Raw genomic sequence first — 22,621 nt, forward strand, 5'->3', positions numbered from 1 at the left:
CAAGCTCGTATTCTATTCTAACGTAAATAAGAAAACAGGTAAACAACTTTGCTTATAAAATATTTAAAAGGTCATATTACATTTTTAATATGACGATATAAAAAGGTTGATACAATAAGGAGATAAATAACATGAAAAAATCATTATTATTTTTAATGCTGGCAGTTTTCCTGCTTATAATGGCAGCATGTGGATCATCAGATGAATCTAATAATGCAGAAGGAGACAATGGTTCTGACGGTGATGCTCAAGAAGAGCAAACAGTAACAATAGAGCATGAATTAGGAGAAACAGAAGTTCCTGTGAATCCGGAAAAAGTAATTGTATTTGACTTCGGTATTTTAGATACATTGGATAAATTAGATATTCCTGTAGAAGGAGTAGCAAAATCAGGAAATATTCCTGCTTATTTGGAGAAATATGAAAGTGATGAATATGAAAATATTGGCGGATTAAAAGAGCCTGATTTTGAAAAAATCGCTGAAATCGATCCCGACTTAATCATTATTTCAGGCCGCCAAGCAGACAGCTATGAGGAATTACAAAAGCTTGGACCAACTGTTCATTTAGGTGTAGATACAACAAGATATATGGATTCCTTTGAGGAAAACATGCATAAAGTTGGACAGATTTTTGATGTTGATGACCAGGTCAGCGAAGAGCTGCAAACCATTGAAGATAATATTGCAGCATTAAATGATAAAGCAGGGAATGCCGGAGATGCACTAATCATCCTAGCAAATGATGATAAAATCAGTGCATATGGACAAAATTCCCGTTTCGGAATTATTCATGATGTGTTCGGTGTGTCTGCTGCTGATGAAGATATCGAGGCTTCTACACATGGAATGAATGTATCATTTGAATATGTGATGGAAGAAAATCCAGATACGCTTTATGTGATTGACCGTGGTGCAGCGGTTGCTACAGATGGTGAAACAAACACTTCCGATTTAGTAGAAAATGATTTAACTGCAAATACAGAAGCATATAAAAATGATCGTATCTTCTACTTGAACCCGGATGTATGGTATCTGTCCGGCGGCGGATTAACATCTGTTCAAGAGATGATTAATGAAATTGATGCAAGCTTAGAATAAGCTAAGAAAAACTCCCGGTTATATTTTTAGCCGGGAGTTTTTCTTAGCTTTATTTTAATTGCTTTAACGTTTCTAAAGGCAAATTAGTACTGATTCATCTCTAAAATGAAAAATGCAACTAATCAGCTGACCATATCATGTATCTTCAAATGGATAAACAGATATAGGTATAAAAATATTTTATAGGAGCGATTAGATGATAAAGGAAAAAAGTTGAAATGTTTATCGGTTAAAAGGCCTGACAACAAAGAAATTAATCTCTTGTTTTTTCTTCGTTACCCAAAAGGTTAATTAACTTTCCAAAATGAGGTTTTCACTTTATCCCCTATATCGTGTTCCTAAAGAATAAGGAAACTGGATAAAAGTCATACTATGATAGAGATTAAAAAAATTAATGCTCGAAAACTTGAAACAATGGAAGCATGTATGATTGAATGGAACATGACAAATTTTTAAAGTGAGGGATGCTTTCATGAAGAAACTGTCATTAACGATATTGATGATACTAACCATGCTATTAGCAGCGTGTGGAAATGATGATAATGGACAAGAAGAGGCTGCACAACAACCGCAGGAACCGGAGCCGGTTGAATTTTCTGAGGATGAATTTGTAGACAGTGATACGTCTGTTGTCGTTGTAAATGGAGAGGAATTACAAGGTAATGACTATAATACGGCTTATTCATTAGTTAAGTCAATGATGCATCAAGCAGGTCAGGATGTAACAGATTTAGAAGCATTGCAGGATGAAACAATCAGTTTTCTTGTGGAACAAGAGCTTGTTATGCAGGAAGCAAATGACCAAGGTGTCGAAGTGACAGATGAAGAGGTGCAAGAAGAAATGGATGCACTTAAAGAACAAGGCGGAGAAGAACAATTTCAAACGTCACTTGAACAATTAAATTTAAGTGAAGAGCAATTTGCGCAGCAGCTCAGATATAATTTAGCAACGATGCATTATATGGAAAAAGCGTTTGATATAGAAGTGACAGAAGAAGAAGTACAAGATATGTATGATGAATTATCTGCACAAATGGAAGGTCAGGAAATGCAGGATCTGGACGAGATCAGAGACCAGCTTGAGCAGATGGTTGAACAAAATAAACAGCAGGAAGCTTATGCAGATAAAATAGATGAACTAAGGAAATCTGCAGAGGTGGAAGAATTACTTTGATTGTACCTTAAGTAAACGGTTTTTTCTTGTAACTTAGAAAGAAAGCGAAGTTTTGCTGAGTTTCATTCAAGAGTTTTTCCTTGTATTTAGATCAAAGTGAAAAACTTCCAAAAGAAGAAAATGAAATTTTATAAGAAAAAAGGAAGGAAATGCTTCTTTGCTGTTAAGAAGCGTTTCCTTCCTTTTTTTATAAAAATGTATTTATTGCATCGACTAAGCTGTAAATACCAAGGAATGACACAACAGCCGTAACAAGCCAGCCGATTATATTTAGCCAAAGTGCATTTACATATTTACCCATTGTATTCTTCTTATTCACAACAACCATAATGATTATTGCAATAAGCGGCAGAATTAATCCGTTTAGTGCTTGCGCGATAAGCAGTACTTCCAACGGCTCAAATCCAAGCCCTGAAGTGATGATACCGAAAATAATAACCAAGGCAAAGACAATTTTGTATTTTTTATTAGAGAAGCCGCCTTCCCATCTCATAAAACTGCTGACCGTAACAGCTGCTCCCATTGGCGAAGCGATAGCAGATGAAAATCCGGCAGCAAATAGACCGACACTAATAAATATTGGAGCTAAATCTCCCATTAATGGCTGCAGCGGGGCAGCGAGTTCAACAATACTTGTCACTTCTGTGCCGTGGATTAACGCACCAGCTGTAATTAAAATTGCCGCAGTGATAATACCGCCGACACTAATGGAAATAATCGTATCCCATCTGACTGCTTTTAAATCATTAACACTGTTCCATTTTTCTCCGACAGTTGATGCATGGATGAAGAAGTTATAAGGAACAACCGTTGTACCGATCAAAGCAATAACGACTAATATGGAGCCTTGTGGGATGCCTGGAATAAAAGCTCCTTTTAATACAGCGAGAACATCGGAAGTAGCGACGAACATGGTTGTAATAAAGGTAAGGCTCATAATAACGATAAAGACAATCATCAGTTTTTCCATAAATTTATAGCCGCCGGCGATACCAAGAATTAAAATAATTGTTCCGACAACTGGCGCCACATAATTTTCAGGAATTCCTGTTAAATAAGAAACACCCAGGGAAGTTCCGATCAAATCTCCACTTATGTATGCAGCACACCCTACACAGACAGCGATTAAAACAATCCACACTGTTGCAAATTTCAGAATTTGATTTTGGAATAATTCTCTAATATTTTCCCCTAATCCTTGCTTTGTTACGATACCGATTCTAGCTACCATTTCCTGCAGGATAATTGTGGCTACGATAGCAAAGATAACTGCCCATAATAACGCGAAACCAAATCCGGCACCTGCCCGGGTAGCAGTAGTTACCGTGCCTGGTCCGATAAAGGATGCGGTAATAATAGCGCCTGGTCCGATAATTTTGAGCTTCTCAACAACTTTTGATTGAGCCAAGTAAAATTCCTCCTTTGTTTACTGCAAGTAATGAAGGGGAAAGCCCCCTTATTACTTACTTGGCATGACCACCATGAATATGACCGGCCAATACATACAGTACTGCTGTCGATACAAAGTGTGCTGAATTTTGATTGAAATCCTGCTGCGGATAAACTTCTACAAAATCCATTCCACACAGACCGCGTTTAGCAAATTCATAGATCATGGTAAGAAGCTCATAGGAAGTCAATCCATTTCCATCAACTGGTCCGCCTGGATTGAACGCAAAATCAAGTACATCACTGCAAATAGTCAAATAGACAACATCGACATCTTTTGATGCCATTTCATAGATTTCATTCGCATATTTCTTTAAATCACTCTGTTCACGAATATCATTAATCGTGATTGTTACAGCACCGGCATCTTTTGCGTACCTGCCTGTTTCCGGTTTATTGCGGGGACCTTTAATCCCTGTGTGAATTAAGCTTTCATTACGTACACCTTCTGTTTCATATAAGCGCATAAAAGGTGTGCTTCTTGCAAACTTATCTCCGTCATGATGCGGCATATTATCATAGTGTGAATCAAGGTGAATAATGCCGACTTTCTTACCAGTATTGGTTAAACCTTTCACAATCGGGTAAGTAACGCCATGATCCCCGCCAAGCCCTACAAGGAATTTGCCACTTTTCCACAGATTTTCTGCAAACTCTTCAATCCGATTCATTGTTTCTGGAACATCATGAGGTACGATGCTGACATCGCCGACATCCCCTAAACTTAAATGATCTTCTACATTGATATGGTCTAATTCCGGCAGATACGTACTATATCTGGCAGAAGACAGGCGTATTTGTTTTGGCCCAAGCTCGCAGCCTGTATAATCTCCCCATGTGCAGGCACCTTCCCATGGAATACCATAGATTAATACATCTGTATTATATTCTTTTTTATTTGTTAGATTTTTTGCGCCTAATAATGGCGGGGTATTACCGTAAATATTTGTACTCATTCTCATTCTCCTTTTTGTATTTCGTATTTTAAAAATTCGAAATACTTTTTTCTTCATGTGTAATAAAAGTTATTACATCTTAACCCTTAAATAATAATAGAAACATAGAATTGTGTCAAGAAACCTGACACATCGGGGGCATCGATTTAAAACGATCTCTCTTATCACATGTATGTATACACCTTTAAAAAAATTTTAGTTTAGCTATAATAAAAAAGCCATTAGAAGTAGCATTTCTAATGGCTTCTGCCGAATTTATTCTATTTTTGAAAAACAAGTGTATCATTTCTCTGTTATTTTATCGATGGCATGTAATAGTTTTGTCATTTGCTCTTTTGTACCAATTGAAATTCGTAAATAATTGTCTAGCTTTGGCTTGTTGAAATAACGTATCAGAAAACCTAGCTGTTTCAGTTCGGAAAATAACTTTTCTGCTTCAATACCTATACCTGCCGGAGATGCAAGAACAAAATTAGCTTGAGAAGGGAGGACATGGAAGTCTCTTTTCTCTAATTCTTTCTGAAAGTATTCTCTCGTTGCAATAATTTCCTGCCGTGTTTTCTCAAAATAAGCTGTATCCCGAAATGCCTCGACAGCTCCGGCGATGGCTAATCGATCTATTGTATAGGAATTAAAAGAATCCTTCACCCGGGTTAATCCGTCAATTAATTCCGGATGTCCCATTGCCATACCTACTCGCAGGCCGGCAAGAGACCGGGATTTAGACAGAGTTTGCACAACAAGCAAATTTGGATAGCTGTCTATTAGTGAGACAGCTGAGGCATTTGCAAAATCCACATAAGCTTCATCAACGATCACCACTTGATCCGGGTTATTTTTTAGGATTTGCTCAATAGCTGTGAGCTCCAGATACAGGCTGGTCGGCGCATTCGGATTTGGAAAAATAACACCGCCTTGTGAGTGGAAGAGAGATTCGGGAGAGATCGTAAAATCGTCCTCCAAGGCTACTTCCTCCACATCCAATTGATAGAGCTTTGCATATACAGGATAAAAGCTGTAAGTGATATCTGGGTATTTAATGGCTTTTCCAGGTTCAAAAAAAGTCATAAAGCTAAGTGCAAGTACCTCATCTGAGCCATTGCCGACAAAAACCTGCTCCTTTTTCAAGCCATAGAACCTGCCAATTTCCTCTCTAAGTTCGTCCACAGTAGGAGAAGGGTAGAGCTGTAATTTTGTCTTTGCCTCCTCCTCAATTGCTGCCAAAACTTTTGGTGATGGGGGAAAGGGATTTTCGTTGGTATTTAATTTAATAATAGCAGGATCATCTAATTGTTCTCCGGGCACATAAGGTTCCAGCTGTTTGATTAACGGGTTCCAGAACTTACTCACGGTGCTGACCTTCTTTTTCAATATGACGTTCATTTAGTATCTGTTTAATGTCTTTGGTAGTTACTCCTTGCTCCTCCATTAAAACAAGGGAGTGATACAATAAATCAGCTAATTCATTTGTTAATTCTTCTTTATCATTATTTTTTGCTCCGATAACTACCTCAGTCGATTCTTCCCCGATTTTTTTGAGAATCTTATCTAACCCTTTATTAAACAGATAAGTTGTATACGCGCCCTCCTGCGGGTTTTCTTTCCGATCTTTAATCTTACCGGTAAGCTCGTTGACGATGGAGAACAGCGGCTTTTCTGTTTCGGATAAGGTTATTTCAAAGCAAGTGGTTGTGCCTTTATGGCAGGCGGGTCCAAGCGGCTGCACCTGTACTACTAAGGCATCCTGATCACAATCAACCATTATTTTTTTAACCAGCTGTTTATTCCCCGAGGTTTCTCCTTTATTCCAGAGCTTCTGACGACTGCGGGAATAAAACCAGGTTTCACCAGTTTCTAATGTTTTTACTAAAGCAATATCATTCATATAAGCTAAAGTTAATACTTTTCCTGTTGCGTAATCTTGAACAATAGCCGGAACCAGTCCATTTTCATCGTATTTTATTGAAATCTCCATTATGCTCTCCTCCTCATTGGTATCCCTTGTGAGGCTAAATATTCTTTTAATTCCGGAATGGGAATCTCCTCGTAATGAAAGACGGATGCGGCAAGTGCTGCATCAATTCCTTCCGCCAAAACTTCTGAAAAATGTTCAAGTTTACCCGCACCGCCACTGGCGATGACAGGAATATTTACTGCATCTGCAATTTTCTTCGTCAATTCGATTTGGTAGCCATTTTTTTCACCGTCAGCATCCATGGCATTAACAACAAGCTCGCCCGCCCCGAGCGCCTCTCCTCGTTTTGCCCATTCGATTGCATCCATGCCGGTATCCTTTCTGCCGCCATTAATAAATACATGAAAGTCGCCGTCTTCCGTTCTTTTGGCATCAATCGAAAGGACGATGCATTGGCTGCCGAACTTATCGGAGGATTCTTTAATCAATTCCGGACGCTGCACAGCAGCACTGTTCACCGATACTTTATCAGCGCCTGCATGAAGAACACTGTGAATATCTTCTATGGTGCGGATACCGCCGCCGACCATAAAAGGTATCGCGATTTCACGTGCAACCTGCTCCACAACATCCAGGAAGATATTTCGTTCTTCATTGGAGGCTGTGATATCATAAAAAACAAGCTCATCTGCTCCTTCCCGATTATAGCGTGCAGCTAATTCGACCGGATTAGCAACGTCTTTGATATCTTGAAATTTCTTTCCCTTTACAACACGGCCCTTGTCCACATCGAGGCAGGGGATAATTCGTTTAGCGAGCATGATTATCCTCCTTTACAACATCCTCCAGCCGGATGGTTCCATCATACAGTGCTTTTCCGATGATAGCTCCATAAAGGTTGAGTGCCTGAAGATTGGCAACATCTTCTTTACGGGAAACACCGCCGGAAGCAATAATATTCATACTGGTAGCTTCCTGCATGGCCTTCAATTCTTCAAGATTTGGCCCACGCAGCATACCATCCTTTAAAATATCTGTATATACAATGGTTTTTAAACCGGCTGCCTCTAATTTTTTAGCAAGGTCAGTTGCTTTTGTATCACTATTTTTTGTCCAGCCGTCAGTTGCTACATAGCCATTACGCGCATCGAGAGATACAGCCATTTTATCGCCATATAGCCTGATTGCTTCTGTAAGCATATCCCAATCAGTGATAGCAGAGGTACCAAGAATAACTCGTGCAGCTCCGCCTTCTACATACTCCTTAATGGTGTCTAAAGAACGGATACCGCCACCGACTTCTACAGGGATCGAGAGCGCTCCGATTGTTTTTAGGATAACTTCTTTATTTTTCGGTTCACCGGTTTTGGCCCCGTCTAAATCGACCATATGAAGGAAGGTACCGCCCGCTTCCTGCCATTTTTTTGCAGTTTCCACTGGAGAGTTGTTATAGGTAGTCTGCTGATTATAATCTCCTTGTTTTAAACGTACACAGTTTCCATCCTTCACATCAATTGCTGGAAAAATGATCATGAAATCGACTCCTCATAATTTTTCAATAATGCAATTCCGACATCGCCGCTTTTTTCCGGATGAAATTGCATGCCTGTTATATTTTTATCCTGCACAATCGCCGGTACACGTCCGCCATAATCTGCGCTTGCTACAAGTGTATTCTGCTCTAAATCATCCACTGCGTAAGAGTGGACAAAATAGACATACGGTTCTTCGCCAAGATTATTTAACAAGGTGCCAGGCTGATCGGACTGGATGATATTCCAGCCCATATGCGGAACTTTTACTTTGTCGGAAATGCGTTTCACAGAGCCTGATAGGAGGCCAAGCCCTTTGCAGCCGCCGTTTTCCTCACTAAATTCATAGAAAAGCTGCATACCAAGACAAATTCCTAAAATAGGCTTGCCATTGGCGGCTTCTTCTTTCAAAACGGTATCCAGCTGATCGCGTTCCAGTGCCTCCATCGCGTCCTTGAAGGCGCCGACGCCGGGAAGAATAATGGCATCTGCCTGATTAATTTCTTCCGGGTCCATTGTCAGCTTGGAGGTTTTCCCTAATTTATCTAATGCAAACTGCAGGCTTTTAATATTCCCTGCACCGTAATCAATAATGGCAATCATATCCATAGCTCCTTTAAAAAAGATAGATAAGCGTTGTTACAAATATTAGAGACTTCCTTTGGTAGAAGGAATACCTTTTATTGTCGGGTCAATAGATACGGCTTCACGAATAGCCCGGCCAAATCCTTTGAAAATCGATTCGATCATATGGTGTGTATTTGATCCATATAAAACTTCGACATGAAGCGTTACCTTTGCATGACTGGTAAAACCAATCAGAAATTCTTCAACCAGCTCTGTATCAAAGCTGCCTACTTTATCCTTCAGGCCGTCTACACGGTAAACTAAAAAGGAACGGCCGCTGATATCAATCGAAATAGAAGAAAGAGACTCATCCATTGGTGTTGTGGCTGTGGCAAAGCGTTTAATGCTTTCCTTTGTTCCTAAAGCCTCGTTAAATGCCTGGCCAAGTACAATTCCGATATCTTCTACGGTATGATGCTGATCTACTTCTAAATCTCCATCGCATTCTACCTGTAAATCCAGTCCGCCGTGTTTAGTAAAAAGAGTCAGCATATGATCTAAAAAACCGACTCCTGTTTTCAATTCAGATTTTCCTTCCCCATCTAAGTTAAGAGCAAGAGATATATTTGTTTCTGTGGTTTGCCGTTCTTTTTTAGCTTGACGCATGGTTGTTCTCCTTTCGAATTCGAATTGCATTAGCGTGTGCTGTAAGGCCTTCTGCTTCTGCAATTGTAATAATGGTGTCTGCAGAATCGAGCAGCTGCTCTTTTGAATAATGAATGGTACTTGATTTTTTCATGAAATCATATACGCCAAGAGGGGAAGAGAAGCGAGCTGTCCCGTTTGTCGGTAAAGTATGATTCGGGCCTGCAAAATAATCTCCTAATGGCTCACTGGAATAAGGACCGATAAAGATAGCGCCAGCATGCTTGATTTTCTCAACCTGCTCCGCAGCTCCTTCTCCCATTAATTGCAGATGCTCGGGAGCAATGGAATTAATAAGCTCTATCGCTTGTTCCTCGTCATCGCAGATAATAATTTTTCCATTTGCCTGAATTGACTCACGGATAATAGCCGCACGCTCCAGTAACGGAATTTGCCGCTCAACCTCTTTCTGAACTTTTTCCGCATAGTCAGCATCTGTGGTCACGCAAATCGAGGTGGCATCCTCCGCATGTTCGGCCTGTGATAATAAATCAGCGGCAACATAAGAAGGAGGGACGGTATTATCAGCGAAAGCACAAATTTCGCTTGGGCCTGCAATCATATCAATAGCTACATCGCCAAATACCCATTTTTTAGCACGAGCAACGAAGGCATTCCCCGGTCCGACAATTTTATCTACTTTCGGAAGGCTCTCTGTTCCATAGGCTAAAGCAGCAACAGCTTGAGCTCCGCCGATTTTATAAACATGGTTGGCGCCGGCAATTTTTGCTGCTGTAAGAACAACCGGGTTAAGGCTTCCGTCGGGTTGAGGCGGGGTCGTAATCACCACCTGTTCAACGCCGGCAACGACAGCTGGAATAACATCCATTAATACTGTAGAAGGGTAGCTTGCTTTTCCACCTGGTACATAGACACCGACACGATCCAATGGCGTAATTTTCTGTCCCAGACGAATGCCTGGCTGCGGGCTGAATTGAAATCCTTCTTCTTTAGTTTTTTGCTGATACTGGCGAATATTTTCAGCAGCAGCTGTTAGTGCCTCAAAAAGCACTGGCTGTTCGGTTTTTACCTTTTCAAAAGCATTTTCCCATTCTTCCTCTGAAACAGATAAGGAAGTAATATCAGCCTTATCAAATTTTTCTGTATATGCAAGTGCTGCTGCATCTCCACGCTTCTGTACTGCCCGGATAATTTCTAAAACCTGTTCATCTATATCCTGCTGCATCAGCTGCGTTGCTTTTTCTGCATTCGCCAAGTTCCGTTTAAATGCTTCGTAACGAATCATTTGCATTTTTTTATCCCACCACCTGTTCCAATTTTTTTAGTACATCTTGAATATCTTTTGAGCGTGTCACAAAGCTGGCTTTATTAACAATAAATTTTGTACTGATCGTTTCAATATCTGCTAAAATTTCCAATCCATTTTCACGCAGGGTATTTCCTGTCTCGACAATGTCCACGATATAGTCTGCCAGGCCAATTAATGGTGCCAGCTCTACAGAACCATTGAGATGGACAGTCTCTATTGTCTGATTTCGTTTTTCAAAGAACCCCTTGGCGATATTCGGGTACTTGGTGGCGATAGTTAAAGATTGATCATCAGGAAGCGTGGAGCCTTTTTTGCCTGCTACAGAGAATTTGCATTTCCCGATTCCCAAATCCAGAATTTCGTAAACATCAGCTTCTGTTTCTACAATATTATCTCTGCCGACAATACCGATATCGGCAGCCCCTTTTTCTACATAAATTGGGACATCCATCCCTTTTAAAAATATTAATCGCAATGTCTTATCTTTATTATAAAAAACGAGCTTGCGTGTTTTTTCATGAAAATCTTCAAAATGGATTCCTGCTTTTTCTAATAAATCAATAGATTGCTTAGCAGGACGCCCTTTTGCTAAAGCAATGGTTACCGGTTGCATCATTCAACGTCCTTTCTCGAATACCAATCTAGCAGTTCCTGATCGGTCTTAAATTCTTCAAGCTGTTTTTGTTTACTATATACTAATTTTTCGGATTTTACGAGTATCCTCGGTGAGTCAGAGGACTCCTCATCTCCTTTAGCTGTTCTGACTATGACAGTATGATTTGCCGTTCTCAATGCTTCAGCAAGCTGAAATGCACGCTGACGTTCAGAAGTTTCATAACGAAGCTCAATAGCTGCATTTTCTGAAAAATCTCCGGAAAGCAGATTAACTAACAAATCAACTTCAAAGGCAAAGCCGATTGCAGGCATTTCGCGGTTAAAGGACCGGCTTAAATAATCATAGCGTCCTCCCATCATAATTGGCTGGCCCAGTCCTTCAGCAAAGCCCTGGAATATGATTCCGGAATAGTAGTTCATATGGTTAATCAGCCCGAGGTTGATTGAAATATAGGAATCAACCTGGTAGTCTTTGAGAAGCTGATACACTTTAGATAAATAGTCCAGCTCCTCACGCATACGGTCGGTTGTGATAATATTCTCTGCTTCCTCGATTACAAAGCTTGCATCTCCATATAGCATAGGAATTTTCCGGAGCTTTTCAATTAAGAAAGCATCCAAGCTTAAGTCTTTTAAAAAAGGAACAATTTCAGAAATATTTTTGGATTGAATATACTGATCCAGCTGTTTTTGCTGCATGACATTAAGGTTGGCTTCACGTAATAATTCTTTATAAAAAGTCGCATGACCAATTTCTATTTTAAAAGATGGAATGGCTAATTCCTTTAAGCTTGTAACTGCTAATGCAATCAGTTCAGCATCTGCTTCAGGCGTACGCTCTCCGAATAGCTCTACACCTGCCTGCGTGCGGGAACGTTCTTCTAAAGTGGAACGGAAAATATCCAGTACATAAGAAAGACGGCCGGATACCACATTTTCCTGCAGGTTCGTATAGTGTCTGGCAATTGGGATAGTTGCATCAGGACGCAGGACGAGCACTTTTCCAGATGGGTCAATCAGCTTTAACATGTCAGCTGTATTGACTGTTCCCTGGACATCATTATATAAATCATAATCTTCAAAAACAGGTGTTTCCACCTGCTGATAACCGAATTTTGTGAATCGATTGGTTAATTTATGGATAACATGACGTTTTTTAGCGAATTGTTTCGGGTAGAACATGGAGTGAAGCAGTTGTTTATTTCTCATAAAATTCCCCTTCTTTTTTAACGCTTTATTAATTTAATGCTTTATCTAATTAAAGTTATTTAGTATTATATTCATGTTCAGAAAAAAAGTCAATGAAAGGAGCTCAACTTTTATGTATGATTTTCATATGCACTCAAGCTTTTCTGCAGATTGTGATGCACCGATGGAGGATATGATTCAAGAAGCGATTAAAAAAGGACTTAAAGAAATCGCTTTTACCGAGCATTTAGATGTGGACTATCCGGATGAGGAGTGGGATTTCAGCTTTGACCCGGAAGCTTATCAAAAAAAGTTAGAAGGTTTACGGGAGAAATATCAAGATAAAATTCAAATACGCAAGGGGATTGAAGTTGGTGTACAACCGCATGTACTTAAGGAGACATCAGATTTTATTGATCGATTAAAGCCGGAATTTATTATTTGCTCCATGCACGCTACAAATAAACAGGATTTGCATTCCGGTGAATTTTTTGAAGATAGAACAATAGATGAAGCGTACCGGATTTATTTTGAAGAGTACTATGCATGCTTAAAGAACTTTAAAAACTATCATATTCTGGGTCACTTTGATTTAGTCAGCAGATATGCATCTGGAGGACTGGAGCATATACCAGCAGATATCATGGAAGAAATATTAAAATTAGTCATCTCAGAAGGAAAAGGAATTGAATTAAACACATCCGGCTATAAATACGGAATGAATGCTCCGCTCCCAAGTAAAAATATATTGCGCTTATATCGTGATCTTGGCGGAGAAATGATCACACTGGGCTCTGACGCACACCGTCCGGGTGAAATTGCTGCTCACTTTAAGGAAGCAAAAGATATATTGACAGAATGCGGCTTTTCTTATATATGCAGTATGAATGGGGAAGAGATTAACTATCATCCAATTAAATAATACCCATTTTCAACACTTTCATGAATCTGTAAATGGGAGGCAGATATGTTACGATAAAATCAGGAAAAAAATATGAATTAGGGAGGAATAGTAATGAGTTTCAATGTTTTAGTAGCTTATGACCGATCCGACCTTAGCAGAAAAGCAGTAGAAGAAGCGAAAGAACAGATTAAACTTGCAGAGGACGCTGTAGTGCATATTGTAACAGTTATTTCTAATGGCGGACCCACTGTAAATGCTACTCTTGCACGCAGTTTTATGAACGATTTGGCCAAAGAGGCCCGTCCTGCCATCGAAAGCATTCGTAAGGAGTTAGAAGAGGGAGGGATTAAGTGTAAAACAGATATTCTGCTGGATTACACCTTCCGTAATCCAGCCTCACAATTAATTGATTATGCGAAAGAAAATGAAATAGAATTGATTGTTCTGGGCAGCCGGGGGCTGGGAGGAGTAGGCAGATTCTTCCTGGGAAGCGTCAGCAGTCAGGTTGTTCATCAGGCGCACTGTAAAGTACTGGTTGTGAAATAAATAGGGAAAATAAGAAAATCTAAAGCTGATTGTAACGGTTATCTTTTATAGCTTTAGATTTTCTTTTTCTATTATTTTATTGCAGTGTAACTGGCTGTAATGCTCCCACTGAATGAAGTTTCACTTTATAATTGGCTGGTTTGATTAAAAATCTCGTTTTTGGAATGTTAAGGTGGAAATGATCGATGTAACCACCAGCCAGAGCAGCAAGAGACCGATACTGGTGAACGTTCCCAATGCTTCAAAGGATCCTTCGGCAGCTGAACCGGATAAGCTGTGTATTGCTGACTGAGGCATAACAGGAAGCAAGACTTTTTGAACCGTATCTGAGAACATATTGATAAGTGCCGGCATCACCATAACAATGATCGAAAAAGCAATGCCTCCCCCGCTATTTTTGAAAAAAATAGTCGCTGCAACGGTGAGCAGGCAATAAAATACCGGCATCAGTACGACGCCTAAAACAAATTGTCTGATATCTGCATCCGCTAGACTTGCAGCAGCCATATTATTCATCATTAGAATGATTTGACTGCTTAGATAAATAAGAGCTACAATCAGGATACTCACTGCAATGGAAAGGAGAAAAAAGGTTACATATTTTCCTATAAAAAACTTTTTTCGATCTGGAACGGCAGCCAAAGAGGTATAAATCGTTTCAGCAGTAAATTCTCTGGATATGGACAATGCTGTAAAAGTAATCAGCAGAATACTAGCTAAATCAATTCCCAGCATATTTGCTGAAACTATCTCCATGACGGATAAATCTGTAATGGCTCTTCCTTGGGTAACATTCGTAGTTATGGAAAAGATAAATCCGGCCAATAAACTGATTCCAATTGTTAACAGCAAATATACTCTTGAAAAACGAAGAAAGAATATTTTTTTTAGTTCAGCTTGAATGATATTCTTCATCTTGATTCCCTGCCTTTCGCTAGAAGGTTGTCAGTTGATACATAATCTATTTTTCCTTCTGTTAATTCTACAAATAATTCTTCTAAGGAAGGCTGAATTTTCGTTAATTCAAATAAAGCTAACTGTCCTGTCTTTGCTGCCAACCCAATTTGTTCCATATCTAATTGATAAACATGGAGTTCTTCATTTTTTCCCTGCTTCACCTCTGCGCCTTTTGCTGTTAATAATAATTGTAATTCTTTATTATCTTCACATCTTACTTTTATAAAGGAGCCCAGACTGTTCTGTGATAGTTCATCGATGGTCATATCAGCAATTAATTTTCCTTGAGCAAGGATAATCATTCGATCAGCTATCATTTGCATTTCACTCATAAGATGGCTGGAGACCAACACAGCTTTTCCGTCCTGCGCCAGCTTCCTTGTTAACTCGCGTAACCAATGAATACCGTCTACATCCAATCCGTTAAAAGGTTCATCCAAGATAACTGTTTCCGGATCTCCCAGAAGAGCAGTTGCAATCCCTAAGCGCTGTTTCATTCCTAAGGAGAATGTACCAATTGGCTTGTCTTTTACCTTTTCCAATCCAGTTTCCATTAGCATTGTTTCTGTTTGCTTTTCGGAAATACCGCTTGCAGCGGCAATTATTTCTAAATGCTGTTTCGCCGTTAATTTCGGATTTACAGCATTTCCATTAATTAAGGCCCCTATTTTGGAGATGGGCTGCTTCAGAGCTTTGTAGCTCTGTCCATCAATCGTTACACTGCCCTCGCTCGGGTTCATTAACCCCAAAATCATTTTCATTGTTGTTGACTTTCCGGCACCGTTTGGACCTAAAAAACCCGTCACAACACCTGGTTGAATAACCAGTGATAATTGATTTACCGATATTTTATCCTTAAAGGTTTTTGTTAAATTTCTCATTTCAATCATTTTTGTCCCTCCAAACTTCAGAATTATCCGAAGATAAATAGTTATCTACAGCTTTATCAATAAAAGAATCTGTAAACTCCATCAGCCGACGATCTTCCTCTGGCCATTTCTCCCGGTTTTTGTAGGAATTCTTATGGGCTGTAAATAAATCCTGACTTCCTTCTGAAATACTTACAACCATTTCTATCCATCTTTTGGCAAAACCCTGCCCTCGCTCACTTTCGGGATGAACATCGTGTAGTATGTGAGCAACAGCCTCTAATATCAGCGCTTTCCAGTCCCAATATATATCCAAAACTTCCTCCCAATTCTGATAATGCTCTGTAAAGGTATTTTCTGACTTTTTATCAAATGCAACGTCTTTATATTGATAGATTGTATCCTTGTTTAAAGAGATAATTAATTGCACGAGATTTCCCAGAGGAAGTGCTTTACTTTCTTCAATCCCTGATAAACTCGCTTCAATCATAGCAATATTGCTTTTGATATCATGCAGCTTATAGTAGAATATCTCCCGCTGCTTTTCTAATACAGTAATAAGCTGCCTGGCAGTTGTGGTTTCTTCCAGCAGCTTGCTGATATCTTTAATTTTTAAACCTAAGGATTTGTAGAATAAGACCTGCTGCAGGCGTGTTAAATCTGTTTCTGTATAATATCTTCTTCCATTTTCTTTATTTTTTTTTAAAGGAACCAAATGAATATTATCATAATATTGTAATGTCCGTACGGTGACGCCAGTAAGTTTGGAGATTTCCCCGATTGAAAATTTGTTTTCCTTTTCCACCATAACACCTCCTGCTTATTATTAAATCACATTACGTTACGTCATCATCAATAGCTTGAATAAAATATTTAAAAAAATGAATCTGAATTAGCATGTAATAATCAAATAGGACAGTATTTCTAAAATGTTAAAAAATCTCTTGACCATCATTGGGCATCTATGTATAATTTAAATCGTAATCATTACGAAACGTAATAATTACGTATTAAGGGAGGAGTATCGACATGAAAAATTTTGGGAAATTAGGAATTATTTTAGGTTTAATCAGTTTTCTATTTATAGCAGGTTGTCAATCCGGGGCTGATGATACAGATAGTCAGGAGGAAGAAACGGACAGCCAAGAGGATGTCGAAGCGAATCATGAAGAGGAAGGGCATCATGATCATGGTGATGAGGAAGCTTCCTTTGAGGATGCACCGGAAAATATCCAAATTGAAGGATTATCCGATCATTATCATACAGGCGATGTTTTTAAATTAGAAGCGGTATCGGAAGAAGATTTGGATCACTGGCATTGGTACATACGCGACTCCTCTGAAGAGGAATGGACTGTGGCGGAAGACCAATATGAGGATTCTTATATTGGTGATGCGAATGTAGATGGGCAGGAAGTTGTGGCGGTTCTTTATAATGATGATCATGAACCTGTTGCAAAATCTCCTGTTATAGAAATTACTATCGATGACCATGATGGCGATGTTTATGAGGGATATTTCGATGATGAAGATGTTGAAGACAGGGACATTTCAGACTGGGCTGGAGAGTGGAAGTCCGTCTACCCTTACTTTGAAGAAGGTGCCCTTGACGAAGTATATGAACATAGGGCTGAAGAAAGTGATGACATGTCATTTGAAGATTACAAAGAGTATTATGACACAGGTTATGCAACGAGTGTAAATAACATCGAAATAACAGAAGATGGTGAGTTTACATTCCATGACGGTGATGAAACATACTCAGGAACATATGTATATGACGGCTATGAAATTCTTGAGTATGAAGCAGGCAACCGTGGTGTCCGATTCATATTCAAATTGGAAGAAGGAGATGATGAAGCTCCTCAGAATATCCAGTTCAGTGACCATATCATCGCACCACAGGCTTCGTCACATTTCCACCTCTATTGGGGAGATGACAGAGACGAACTTTTGGAAGAAGTTGACCATTGGCCAACTTACTACCCTGTGGAGTGGAGTGAAGAGCAGATTGTAAATGATTTGCTCCTGCACTAATCATTCAATGAAGAAAGGATTTTATAATACGTAATCTTTGAAGCTTTTATTTGCAATCCTGCCCGCCTGTCAGGATGAATCTTCCACTGCGGGGGAAGGCGGCGAATATATTACAGTCTATCCATGTAAATGATTAAAGAAAGACTATAAACCTTATAAACACTGTTTTTATAAGATTTATAGTCTTTTATTATGGAATAAGAAAGTATAACTTTTTTCGTAAATTTATTCCCGGGCTAGAGATAAAGCTGCCCAGCTCCGAGCGCCAAACTTTAGGAGCTAACACGTGAGTGCCCTGCGATAAAGAGGATTTAGCGATTGCGGGGCTACAGGCGTTGCGACACAATATCGCGTTTTTAGCCTGTAAGGGCGCTTTTGTTCCATTTACTCTCGTAAGCCATCCGAAACACGTTCGCCGAGTTCACGGGAAGCTAAAGAAAAATACTCGATCACCTTGACCTGTAAGTCCCGTCTTATTCCGGTCAGTGCGGTGACAAGGTTGGAGACCAGATGAGATTTTCCCGTTTGCGATAACGATCGATAGAAATCTCCTGCCTGTGAAAAATCATCTTGCTTTATTATATCCGAACGCGTGAGTTTCCCTTCTACATAAACGCCTTCTCCACTTGTCTGCAAATCGTCCGGCTGCCAGTACTTTTGATCATTTACCGGTACTTTACGGAATTGTGGACCGATACGGTAACGCTGAGAATCCCAATAGATATTCGCCCGTCCCTGTAATATCTTATCAAAGGACAATTCCGCTCCATCTAATAAGTTTGAAGGTGAGAATGCAATCTTCTCCACTTGCTCCATATAATTTTCAGGATTGCGATTGAGCACCATCTTCCCGACTGGATGGAAAGGAAACATTTCTTCATCCCATACTTTTGTGTCATCAAGCGGATTGAATGGAAGCTGTTCTGCCTCTCCCGGATCCATGATTTGCACGTACAACCCGTACTCTACTGTTTTTCCGCTTGCAATCGTTTGGAAGAGATCTTCACCGGCATAATCGGGATTGATCGCTGCAAGTCTCTCTGCTTCTTGGTTTGTAATATATTCCACTCCATCGAATGGAATCCAGAGGTATTTAATGTAATGACGTTTTCCTTCTGCATTTCGCCACACGTACGTACTGACGCTGTGACCTGGGATACGCCGCAAGCTTTTAATCGTGCCATGGTCAGAAAAAAGCCGGACGAAAAAATGGGTGGACTCTGGAGTGCTGGCGACAAATTTCCAAAGCCGATCTGGATCCATTAAGTTGTTCTTCGGTGAGGGCGCCATTGCTTCCACACTTTCTGCAAAACGCCTTGGATCGCGTAATGAAAAGATGGGGATATGATTGCAAATAAGGTCAAAGATTCCGTTGTCTGTATAGAATTTCGTTGAAAATCCACGTACGTTTCGCAATGTGTCCGGAGTGCCTTTATTACTTGCACCGAGCGAAAAACGGACCGCAACGGGAACTGTTGTACCAGCCTGCTGAAGAAAGGGAAGTTTTGTGTATTCACTCATGCTATGCAGCGTTTCAAAATAGCCGAAAGCACCAAATCCTTTCACATGTAAAGGACGTTCCACAATCTTCCCGTGAACGAGCGTTTCCAGTGATTCATGCAAAATGTTATCTTGCTCCAGTATTGGACCATTTCTGCCAACTGTTTGTGAATATAATGATTCAGGATTATCCGGTTGCTTATGTTGACGATCAGAGTGCTTGTTTCCTGCTTCTGTCTCGGTTTTTTGAACAGGGATGCGTCTTCCTTTTTGAGGATTTTGATTGTTTTCAGTCATTATTTCCTCCTCTTGAAAAATTGATCTACATTATATTGTTATGAATAATATGTATTTCAATATGCATAACTAGCAATAAATAAATAGGGAATTGAATAATGGAAGGAACAGGATAGAAATAAATAAATGCTGATGGTTGAAAATGGGCAGGCGTTAAAAAAGAATGAAAAACAAAGCAATGGAAGAAGTTTGTTCCAGAATATGGAGGTTTGGATATCAATATGGTTATTTTTTATATGAAAAAGTGTCGTAATACAGGAAGGATGTTATAATAGCTATGTATTTTTGAGAATGATGCAACATAGATCTACAAAAGAAATTGAGGGAATTCATACACATGAAAAAGAAGCTGACAGGTATTATTTTAAGTATTGTAATTGTGAGCGGTATTGCTTCAGGTTTTTATTTCTATCAGCAGGATCAAACACAGGCGGAAGAATATACTGGCGCACCGACTATTTTTATACATGGTTATAAAGGAACAGAAAATTCATTTGGATATATGCTTGACCGCTTTGAAAATACGTATCAATGGGGAAATAAAGGCTTTGTTTATTATGTGAAAAAGGATGGTACCATCGTTGATTACAATTTAAATAAGGCAAGATATGCTCCGACATTTGTCCAGATTGTTCTGGAAAATAATCGTGCAAGCTTTGAGGAGAGTACAGAATGGATTGCAAATGTACTTCTTCATTTAAAGGAAAACTATCGTGTTGAAGAAGTTAATATGGTAGGACATTCCATGGGTGGTATTTTGGCAGTGAAATATACGATGGAATATACGCTGAATGGTTATCCGGCCGTAAGTAAGCTTGTTGCAATCGGCAGTCCGTTTGATGGTATTTATAATGAAGACTATTTTGAAATTCATCAGGATGCAGCTGCGGAAGATTTAAAACCCGATTCACATGCCTTAAATATGCTGCGGGAGAATATGTTCCCGGCAGATGTTCGTGTGTACAGTATAGCCAGCACAGGTGATTCAATTGCTGTGCCGGAAAGTGTGAAGGCACTTAGGCAGTTGATACCAGAATCAAATTTTACAGAGACAGTTATTGATGATCCGCAGCTGACACACAGCGCAATGCATGAAAGTATGCAGATTGATAAATTGATTTATAGCTTTTTGTGGCAAGATTAAACAGATTCAACTACAATAGTATAGGATTGATTCAGTAAAATAACCTGCTCCAGTCATGCGGAAATGTACAGCTGGTGTAGTTGGAATGTCTGTTTTTACATAGGCAGGGGAAAAATAATATTAAAGTCAAATATATAAATTATTTTTGACAAATTAAAGGAATGATAGCATGAATAAATACCATCATCTCTATGATAAATTAATTCAGCATACAGATAAAGATAATGTATTGGTCAATGAGCCGGTAAGAGAACATACGTATACAAAATTAGGCGGGGCGGCGGATTTTTATATCACACCATCGTCTTATGAAGAAGTACAGGCAATTATCCGCTTTGCCAATCAGGAAAATGTTCCATTTACAATGCTTGGGAATGGTTCTAATTTAATTGTGAAGGATGGCGGCATTCGCGGGATTGTGATGAATTTGCAGCAGCTGTCATCGATTTGGAGAGAAGGGGATAAGATCATCTCCCAAAGCGGGGCAAGAATTATTGATGCCTCCCGTTTTGCTTTAGCAGAAGAGCTCACCGGATTAGAATTTGCCTGTGGAATTCCGGGTTCTGTCGGCGGAGCCCTCTATATGAATGCTGGGGCATATGGCGGAGAGATTAAAGATGCGCTGGAAAGTACAGTAGTTGCAACGAAAGAGGGGGAGCTGCTGACATTAACAGCGGATCAGCTGGATCTCAGCTATCGTACAAGTAATATCCCGGACAACGGCTATATTGTTTTGGAAGCAACCTTTGCTTTGAAAGCCGGAAGCAAGGAAGAAATTAAAGAAGTGATGGATGATCTTACATATAAAAGAGAATCCAAGCAGCCATTGGAATATCCATCCTGCGGCAGTGTATTCAAGCGTCCGCCTGGTTTTTTTGCCGGTAAGCTGATTCAGGACAGTCATCTTCAAGGAAAGCAAATTGGCGGGGCGGAAGTTTCTACAAAACATGCCGGTTTTATTGTCAATAAGAATAATGCAACAGCATCGGAATATATTTCATTAATTCAATTTGTCCAGGCGACAGTGAAGGAGAAATTTGATGTGCAGTTAGAGCGTGAAGTGCGGATTATTGGTGAGGATGTTGAAGGATAGTATAATGGAACAGGTTCCGGGTGTGAGAGGTAATGCCCGGAGCTTTTTGAATATCTTCTAAAAAAGAAACAATTGACATTCATATTATTCATTCTTATAATATGAAGTGTTATTTTAACCAATAGGCAGAGGTTCTTAGCATCAACCCTCTATAAAAAACTAAGGATAGCTTGCAATTATCATGCTGTGTTCCCTTAGGAGCACGGCTTTTTTGTTTTAGGAAGCAGAAACAATCAGATAACAGCAAAACTGTTGATTTACTGTTATCTTCATCTGCACAAAAGGAGGTGAGCAGCATGGCGGGAAGAAGTGAAAAGGATCTGCAAGGAATTGAATTACTGGGGAATAAAGAAACCAAATATGCGTTTGATTATACACCTGAGGTTTTAGAGGTATTTGATAATCAGCATCCGAATCGGGATTACTTTGTGAAATTAAATTGCCCGGAATTTACAACACTGTGTCCCATGACAAACCAGCCTGATTTTGGAACGATCATTATCAGCTACATTCCAGATATTAAAATGGTTGAAAGCAAGTCGTTAAAATTATATTTATTCAGCTTCCGTAACCATGGTGATTTCCATGAGGACTGTGTCAATATTATTATGAACGATTTAATTGAACGGATGGATCCGCGTTATATTGAAGTGAGAGGGAAATTTACGCCGCGTGGAGGGATTTCCATCGATCCATATTGTAATTATGGAAAACCGGGAACCAAATTTGAAAAAATGGCAGAGGACCGGTTAATGCAGCATGATATGTATCCTGAAAAAATAGATAATCGCTAGAGGGAAATG

General features: G+C 39.5%; 23 protein-coding genes and 1 riboswitch. Of the genes, 8 read left to right on the forward strand and 15 right to left on the reverse strand.

Going from position 1 to position 22,621, the window contains the following annotated elements; all coding sequences use genetic code 11:
* Window positions 1-131: 131 nt before the first annotated feature.
* Both FLK20_RS08390 and FLK20_RS08395 read left to right on the forward strand, forming a co-directional pair.
* Window positions 132-1,100, forward strand: a complete 969-nt coding sequence (locus FLK20_RS08390) for a siderophore ABC transporter substrate-binding protein (protein WP_152656110.1) — start codon at window positions 132-134, stop codon at window positions 1,098-1,100.
* 472 nt (window positions 1,101-1,572) lie between these two features.
* Window positions 1,573-2,274, forward strand: a complete 702-nt coding sequence (locus FLK20_RS08395) for a SurA N-terminal domain-containing protein (RefSeq protein ID WP_152656111.1) — start codon at window positions 1,573-1,575, stop codon at window positions 2,272-2,274.
* Between the two features lie 187 nt (window positions 2,275-2,461).
* Here FLK20_RS08395 and FLK20_RS08400 read toward each other — a convergent pair whose 3' ends face one another.
* The 11 genes from FLK20_RS08400 to hisZ all read right to left on the reverse strand — a co-directional run bounded on the left by FLK20_RS08400 (window position 2,462) and on the right by hisZ (window position 12,492).
* Window positions 2,462-3,682: an Nramp family divalent metal transporter gene (locus FLK20_RS08400; protein ID WP_152656112.1), complete on the reverse strand. Its 1,221-nt coding sequence runs from the start codon at window positions 3,680-3,682 to the stop codon at window positions 2,462-2,464.
* Window positions 3,683-3,737: 55 nt separating this feature from the next.
* Window positions 3,738-4,679, reverse strand: a complete 942-nt coding sequence (locus tag FLK20_RS08405) for an agmatinase family protein (RefSeq protein WP_152656113.1) — start codon at window positions 4,677-4,679, stop codon at window positions 3,738-3,740.
* 282 nt (window positions 4,680-4,961) lie between these two features.
* Complete coding sequence (gene hisC / locus FLK20_RS08410; protein WP_152656114.1) at window positions 4,962-6,029, reverse strand: histidinol-phosphate transaminase; 1,068 nt, start codon at window positions 6,027-6,029, stop codon at window positions 4,962-4,964.
* Entirely contained in the window at window positions 6,022-6,654 is a 633-nt protein-coding gene (gene hisIE, locus FLK20_RS08415) for a bifunctional phosphoribosyl-AMP cyclohydrolase/phosphoribosyl-ATP diphosphatase HisIE (RefSeq protein ID WP_255473820.1), read from the reverse strand. Before hisIE ends, hisC begins: the two co-directional genes overlap by 8 nt.
* A complete protein-coding gene (gene hisF / locus FLK20_RS08420; RefSeq protein WP_152656116.1) occupies window positions 6,654-7,415 on the reverse strand; it encodes an imidazole glycerol phosphate synthase subunit HisF in 762 nt (253 codons plus the stop codon). The genes hisIE and hisF overlap by 1 nt, the downstream gene beginning before the upstream one ends.
* Window positions 7,405-8,127, reverse strand: a complete 723-nt coding sequence (gene hisA, locus FLK20_RS08425; protein WP_152656117.1) for a 1-(5-phosphoribosyl)-5-[(5-phosphoribosylamino)methylideneamino]imidazole-4-carboxamide isomerase — start codon at window positions 8,125-8,127, stop codon at window positions 7,405-7,407. Before hisA ends, hisF begins: the two co-directional genes overlap by 11 nt.
* Window positions 8,124-8,729 carry an imidazole glycerol phosphate synthase subunit HisH gene (hisH, locus tag FLK20_RS08430; RefSeq protein ID WP_152656118.1) on the reverse strand — a complete coding sequence of 202 codons (606 nt, stop codon included), beginning with the start codon at window positions 8,727-8,729 and terminating at the stop codon, window positions 8,124-8,126. The genes hisA and hisH overlap by 4 nt, the downstream gene beginning before the upstream one ends.
* A gap of 45 nt (window positions 8,730-8,774) precedes the next feature.
* The gene (hisB, locus tag FLK20_RS08435) at window positions 8,775-9,359 is read right to left on the reverse strand and encodes an imidazoleglycerol-phosphate dehydratase HisB (RefSeq protein ID WP_152656119.1); all 585 of its coding nucleotides are present in this window, start codon (window positions 9,357-9,359) and stop codon (window positions 8,775-8,777) included.
* Window positions 9,346-10,650 carry a histidinol dehydrogenase gene (hisD, locus tag FLK20_RS08440; RefSeq protein ID WP_152656120.1) on the reverse strand — a complete coding sequence of 435 codons (1,305 nt, stop codon included), beginning with the start codon at window positions 10,648-10,650 and terminating at the stop codon, window positions 9,346-9,348. Before hisD ends, hisB begins: the two co-directional genes overlap by 14 nt.
* Before the next feature lie 4 nt (window positions 10,651-10,654).
* Window positions 10,655-11,284, reverse strand: coding sequence for an ATP phosphoribosyltransferase (hisG, locus tag FLK20_RS08445; RefSeq protein ID WP_370453176.1), 630 nt, complete (start codon window positions 11,282-11,284; stop codon window positions 10,655-10,657).
* Entirely contained in the window at window positions 11,281-12,492 is a 1,212-nt protein-coding gene (gene hisZ / locus FLK20_RS08450; protein ID WP_152656121.1) for an ATP phosphoribosyltransferase regulatory subunit, read from the reverse strand. The genes hisG and hisZ overlap by 4 nt, the downstream gene beginning before the upstream one ends.
* A gap of 112 nt (window positions 12,493-12,604) precedes the next feature.
* Here hisZ and FLK20_RS08455 point away from each other — a divergent pair, with 112 nt between their 5' ends.
* Together FLK20_RS08455 and FLK20_RS08460 are read left to right on the forward strand one after the other, a co-directional pair.
* Complete coding sequence (locus tag FLK20_RS08455) at window positions 12,605-13,393, forward strand: histidinol-phosphatase HisJ family protein (protein WP_152656122.1); 789 nt, start codon at window positions 12,605-12,607, stop codon at window positions 13,391-13,393.
* A gap of 93 nt (window positions 13,394-13,486) precedes the next feature.
* Window positions 13,487-13,921, forward strand: a complete 435-nt coding sequence (locus FLK20_RS08460) for a universal stress protein (RefSeq protein WP_152656123.1) — start codon at window positions 13,487-13,489, stop codon at window positions 13,919-13,921.
* Between the two features lie 144 nt (window positions 13,922-14,065).
* On the opposite strand, the gene FLK20_RS08465 is transcribed toward FLK20_RS08460, so the two are convergent.
* The 3 genes from FLK20_RS08465 to FLK20_RS08475 are packed head-to-tail and all read right to left on the reverse strand — an operon-like array spanning window position 14,066 to window position 16,552.
* Window positions 14,066-14,836 (reverse strand): ABC transporter permease subunit, encoded by a 771-nt coding sequence (locus FLK20_RS08465; RefSeq protein WP_152656124.1) that lies wholly within the window; start codon window positions 14,834-14,836, stop codon window positions 14,066-14,068.
* Window positions 14,833-15,768 (reverse strand): ABC transporter ATP-binding protein, encoded by a 936-nt coding sequence (locus FLK20_RS08470; protein WP_152656125.1) that lies wholly within the window; start codon window positions 15,766-15,768, stop codon window positions 14,833-14,835. Before FLK20_RS08470 ends, FLK20_RS08465 begins: the two co-directional genes overlap by 4 nt.
* Complete coding sequence (locus FLK20_RS08475; protein ID WP_194165579.1) at window positions 15,761-16,552, reverse strand: MerR family transcriptional regulator; 792 nt, start codon at window positions 16,550-16,552, stop codon at window positions 15,761-15,763. The genes FLK20_RS08470 and FLK20_RS08475 overlap by 8 nt, the downstream gene beginning before the upstream one ends.
* Before the next feature lie 224 nt (window positions 16,553-16,776).
* Between FLK20_RS08475 and FLK20_RS08480 the strand changes: the two genes are divergently transcribed.
* The gene (locus FLK20_RS08480) at window positions 16,777-17,784 is read left to right on the forward strand and encodes a ZinT family metal-binding protein (RefSeq protein ID WP_152656127.1); all 1,008 of its coding nucleotides are present in this window, start codon (window positions 16,777-16,779) and stop codon (window positions 17,782-17,784) included.
* A 384-nt stretch (window positions 17,785-18,168) separates the two neighbouring features.
* On the opposite strand, the gene FLK20_RS08485 is transcribed toward FLK20_RS08480, so the two are convergent.
* Window positions 18,169-19,581 (reverse strand): catalase, encoded by a 1,413-nt coding sequence (locus FLK20_RS08485; protein WP_152656128.1) that lies wholly within the window; start codon window positions 19,579-19,581, stop codon window positions 18,169-18,171.
* A 337-nt stretch (window positions 19,582-19,918) separates the two neighbouring features.
* Here FLK20_RS08485 and FLK20_RS08490 point away from each other — a divergent pair, with 337 nt between their 5' ends.
* From FLK20_RS08490 to queF, 3 genes are all read left to right on the forward strand, one after another.
* Window positions 19,919-20,725: an alpha/beta fold hydrolase gene (locus tag FLK20_RS08490; protein ID WP_152656129.1), complete on the forward strand. Its 807-nt coding sequence runs from the start codon at window positions 19,919-19,921 to the stop codon at window positions 20,723-20,725.
* Window positions 20,726-20,894: 169 nt separating this feature from the next.
* The gene (gene murB, locus FLK20_RS08495; RefSeq protein ID WP_152656130.1) at window positions 20,895-21,818 is read left to right on the forward strand and encodes a UDP-N-acetylmuramate dehydrogenase; all 924 of its coding nucleotides are present in this window, start codon (window positions 20,895-20,897) and stop codon (window positions 21,816-21,818) included.
* A 122-nt stretch (window positions 21,819-21,940) separates the two neighbouring features.
* A riboswitch (PreQ1 riboswitch) is annotated at window positions 21,941-21,987 on the forward strand.
* A gap of 127 nt (window positions 21,988-22,114) precedes the next feature.
* Window positions 22,115-22,612 (forward strand): preQ(1) synthase, encoded by a 498-nt coding sequence (gene queF, locus FLK20_RS08500; protein WP_152656131.1) that lies wholly within the window; start codon window positions 22,115-22,117, stop codon window positions 22,610-22,612.
* Window positions 22,613-22,621 lie beyond the last annotated feature (9 nt).

This window comes from Oceanobacillus sp. CFH 90083 (genome assembly GCF_009389585.1).
Lineage (GTDB): Bacteria > Bacillota > Bacilli > Bacillales > Amphibacillaceae > Oceanobacillus.

Coding starts and splice junctions, on each gene's coding strand:
- FLK20_RS08390 (WP_152656110.1), top strand. CDS start 132: ATGAAAAAATCATTATTATTTTTAATGCTGGCAGTTTTCCTGCTTATA.
- FLK20_RS08395 (WP_152656111.1), top strand. CDS start 1,573: ATGAAGAAACTGTCATTAACGATATTGATGATACTAACCATGCTATTA.
- FLK20_RS08405 (WP_152656113.1), bottom strand. CDS start 4,679: ATGAGTACAAATATTTACGGTAATACCCCGCCATTATTAGGCGCAAAA.
- hisIE (WP_255473820.1), bottom strand. CDS start 6,654: ATGGAGATTTCAATAAAATACGATGAAAATGGACTGGTTCCGGCTATT.
- hisF (WP_152656116.1), bottom strand. CDS start 7,415: ATGCTCGCTAAACGAATTATCCCCTGCCTCGATGTGGACAAGGGCCGT.
- hisA (WP_152656117.1), bottom strand. CDS start 8,127: ATGATCATTTTTCCAGCAATTGATGTGAAGGATGGAAACTGTGTACGT.
- hisH (WP_152656118.1), bottom strand. CDS start 8,729: ATGATTGCCATTATTGATTACGGTGCAGGGAATATTAAAAGCCTGCAG.
- hisB (WP_152656119.1), bottom strand. CDS start 9,359: ATGCGTCAAGCTAAAAAAGAACGGCAAACCACAGAAACAAATATATCT.
- hisD (WP_152656120.1), bottom strand. CDS start 10,650: ATGCAAATGATTCGTTACGAAGCATTTAAACGGAACTTGGCGAATGCA.
- hisG (WP_370453176.1), bottom strand. CDS start 11,284: ATGATGCAACCGGTAACCATTGCTTTAGCAAAAGGGCGTCCTGCTAAG.
- hisZ (WP_152656121.1), bottom strand. CDS start 12,492: ATGAGAAATAAACAACTGCTTCACTCCATGTTCTACCCGAAACAATTC.
- FLK20_RS08455 (WP_152656122.1), top strand. CDS start 12,605: ATGTATGATTTTCATATGCACTCAAGCTTTTCTGCAGATTGTGATGCA.
- FLK20_RS08460 (WP_152656123.1), top strand. CDS start 13,487: ATGAGTTTCAATGTTTTAGTAGCTTATGACCGATCCGACCTTAGCAGA.
- FLK20_RS08465 (WP_152656124.1), bottom strand. CDS start 14,836: ATGAAGAATATCATTCAAGCTGAACTAAAAAAAATATTCTTTCTTCGT.
- FLK20_RS08470 (WP_152656125.1), bottom strand. CDS start 15,768: ATGATTGAAATGAGAAATTTAACAAAAACCTTTAAGGATAAAATATCG.
- FLK20_RS08480 (WP_152656127.1), top strand. CDS start 16,777: ATGAAAAATTTTGGGAAATTAGGAATTATTTTAGGTTTAATCAGTTTT.
- FLK20_RS08485 (WP_152656128.1), bottom strand. CDS start 19,581: ATGACTGAAAACAATCAAAATCCTCAAAAAGGAAGACGCATCCCTGTT.
- FLK20_RS08490 (WP_152656129.1), top strand. CDS start 19,919: ATGAAAAAGAAGCTGACAGGTATTATTTTAAGTATTGTAATTGTGAGC.
- murB (WP_152656130.1), top strand. CDS start 20,895: ATGAATAAATACCATCATCTCTATGATAAATTAATTCAGCATACAGAT.
- queF (WP_152656131.1), top strand. CDS start 22,115: ATGGCGGGAAGAAGTGAAAAGGATCTGCAAGGAATTGAATTACTGGGG.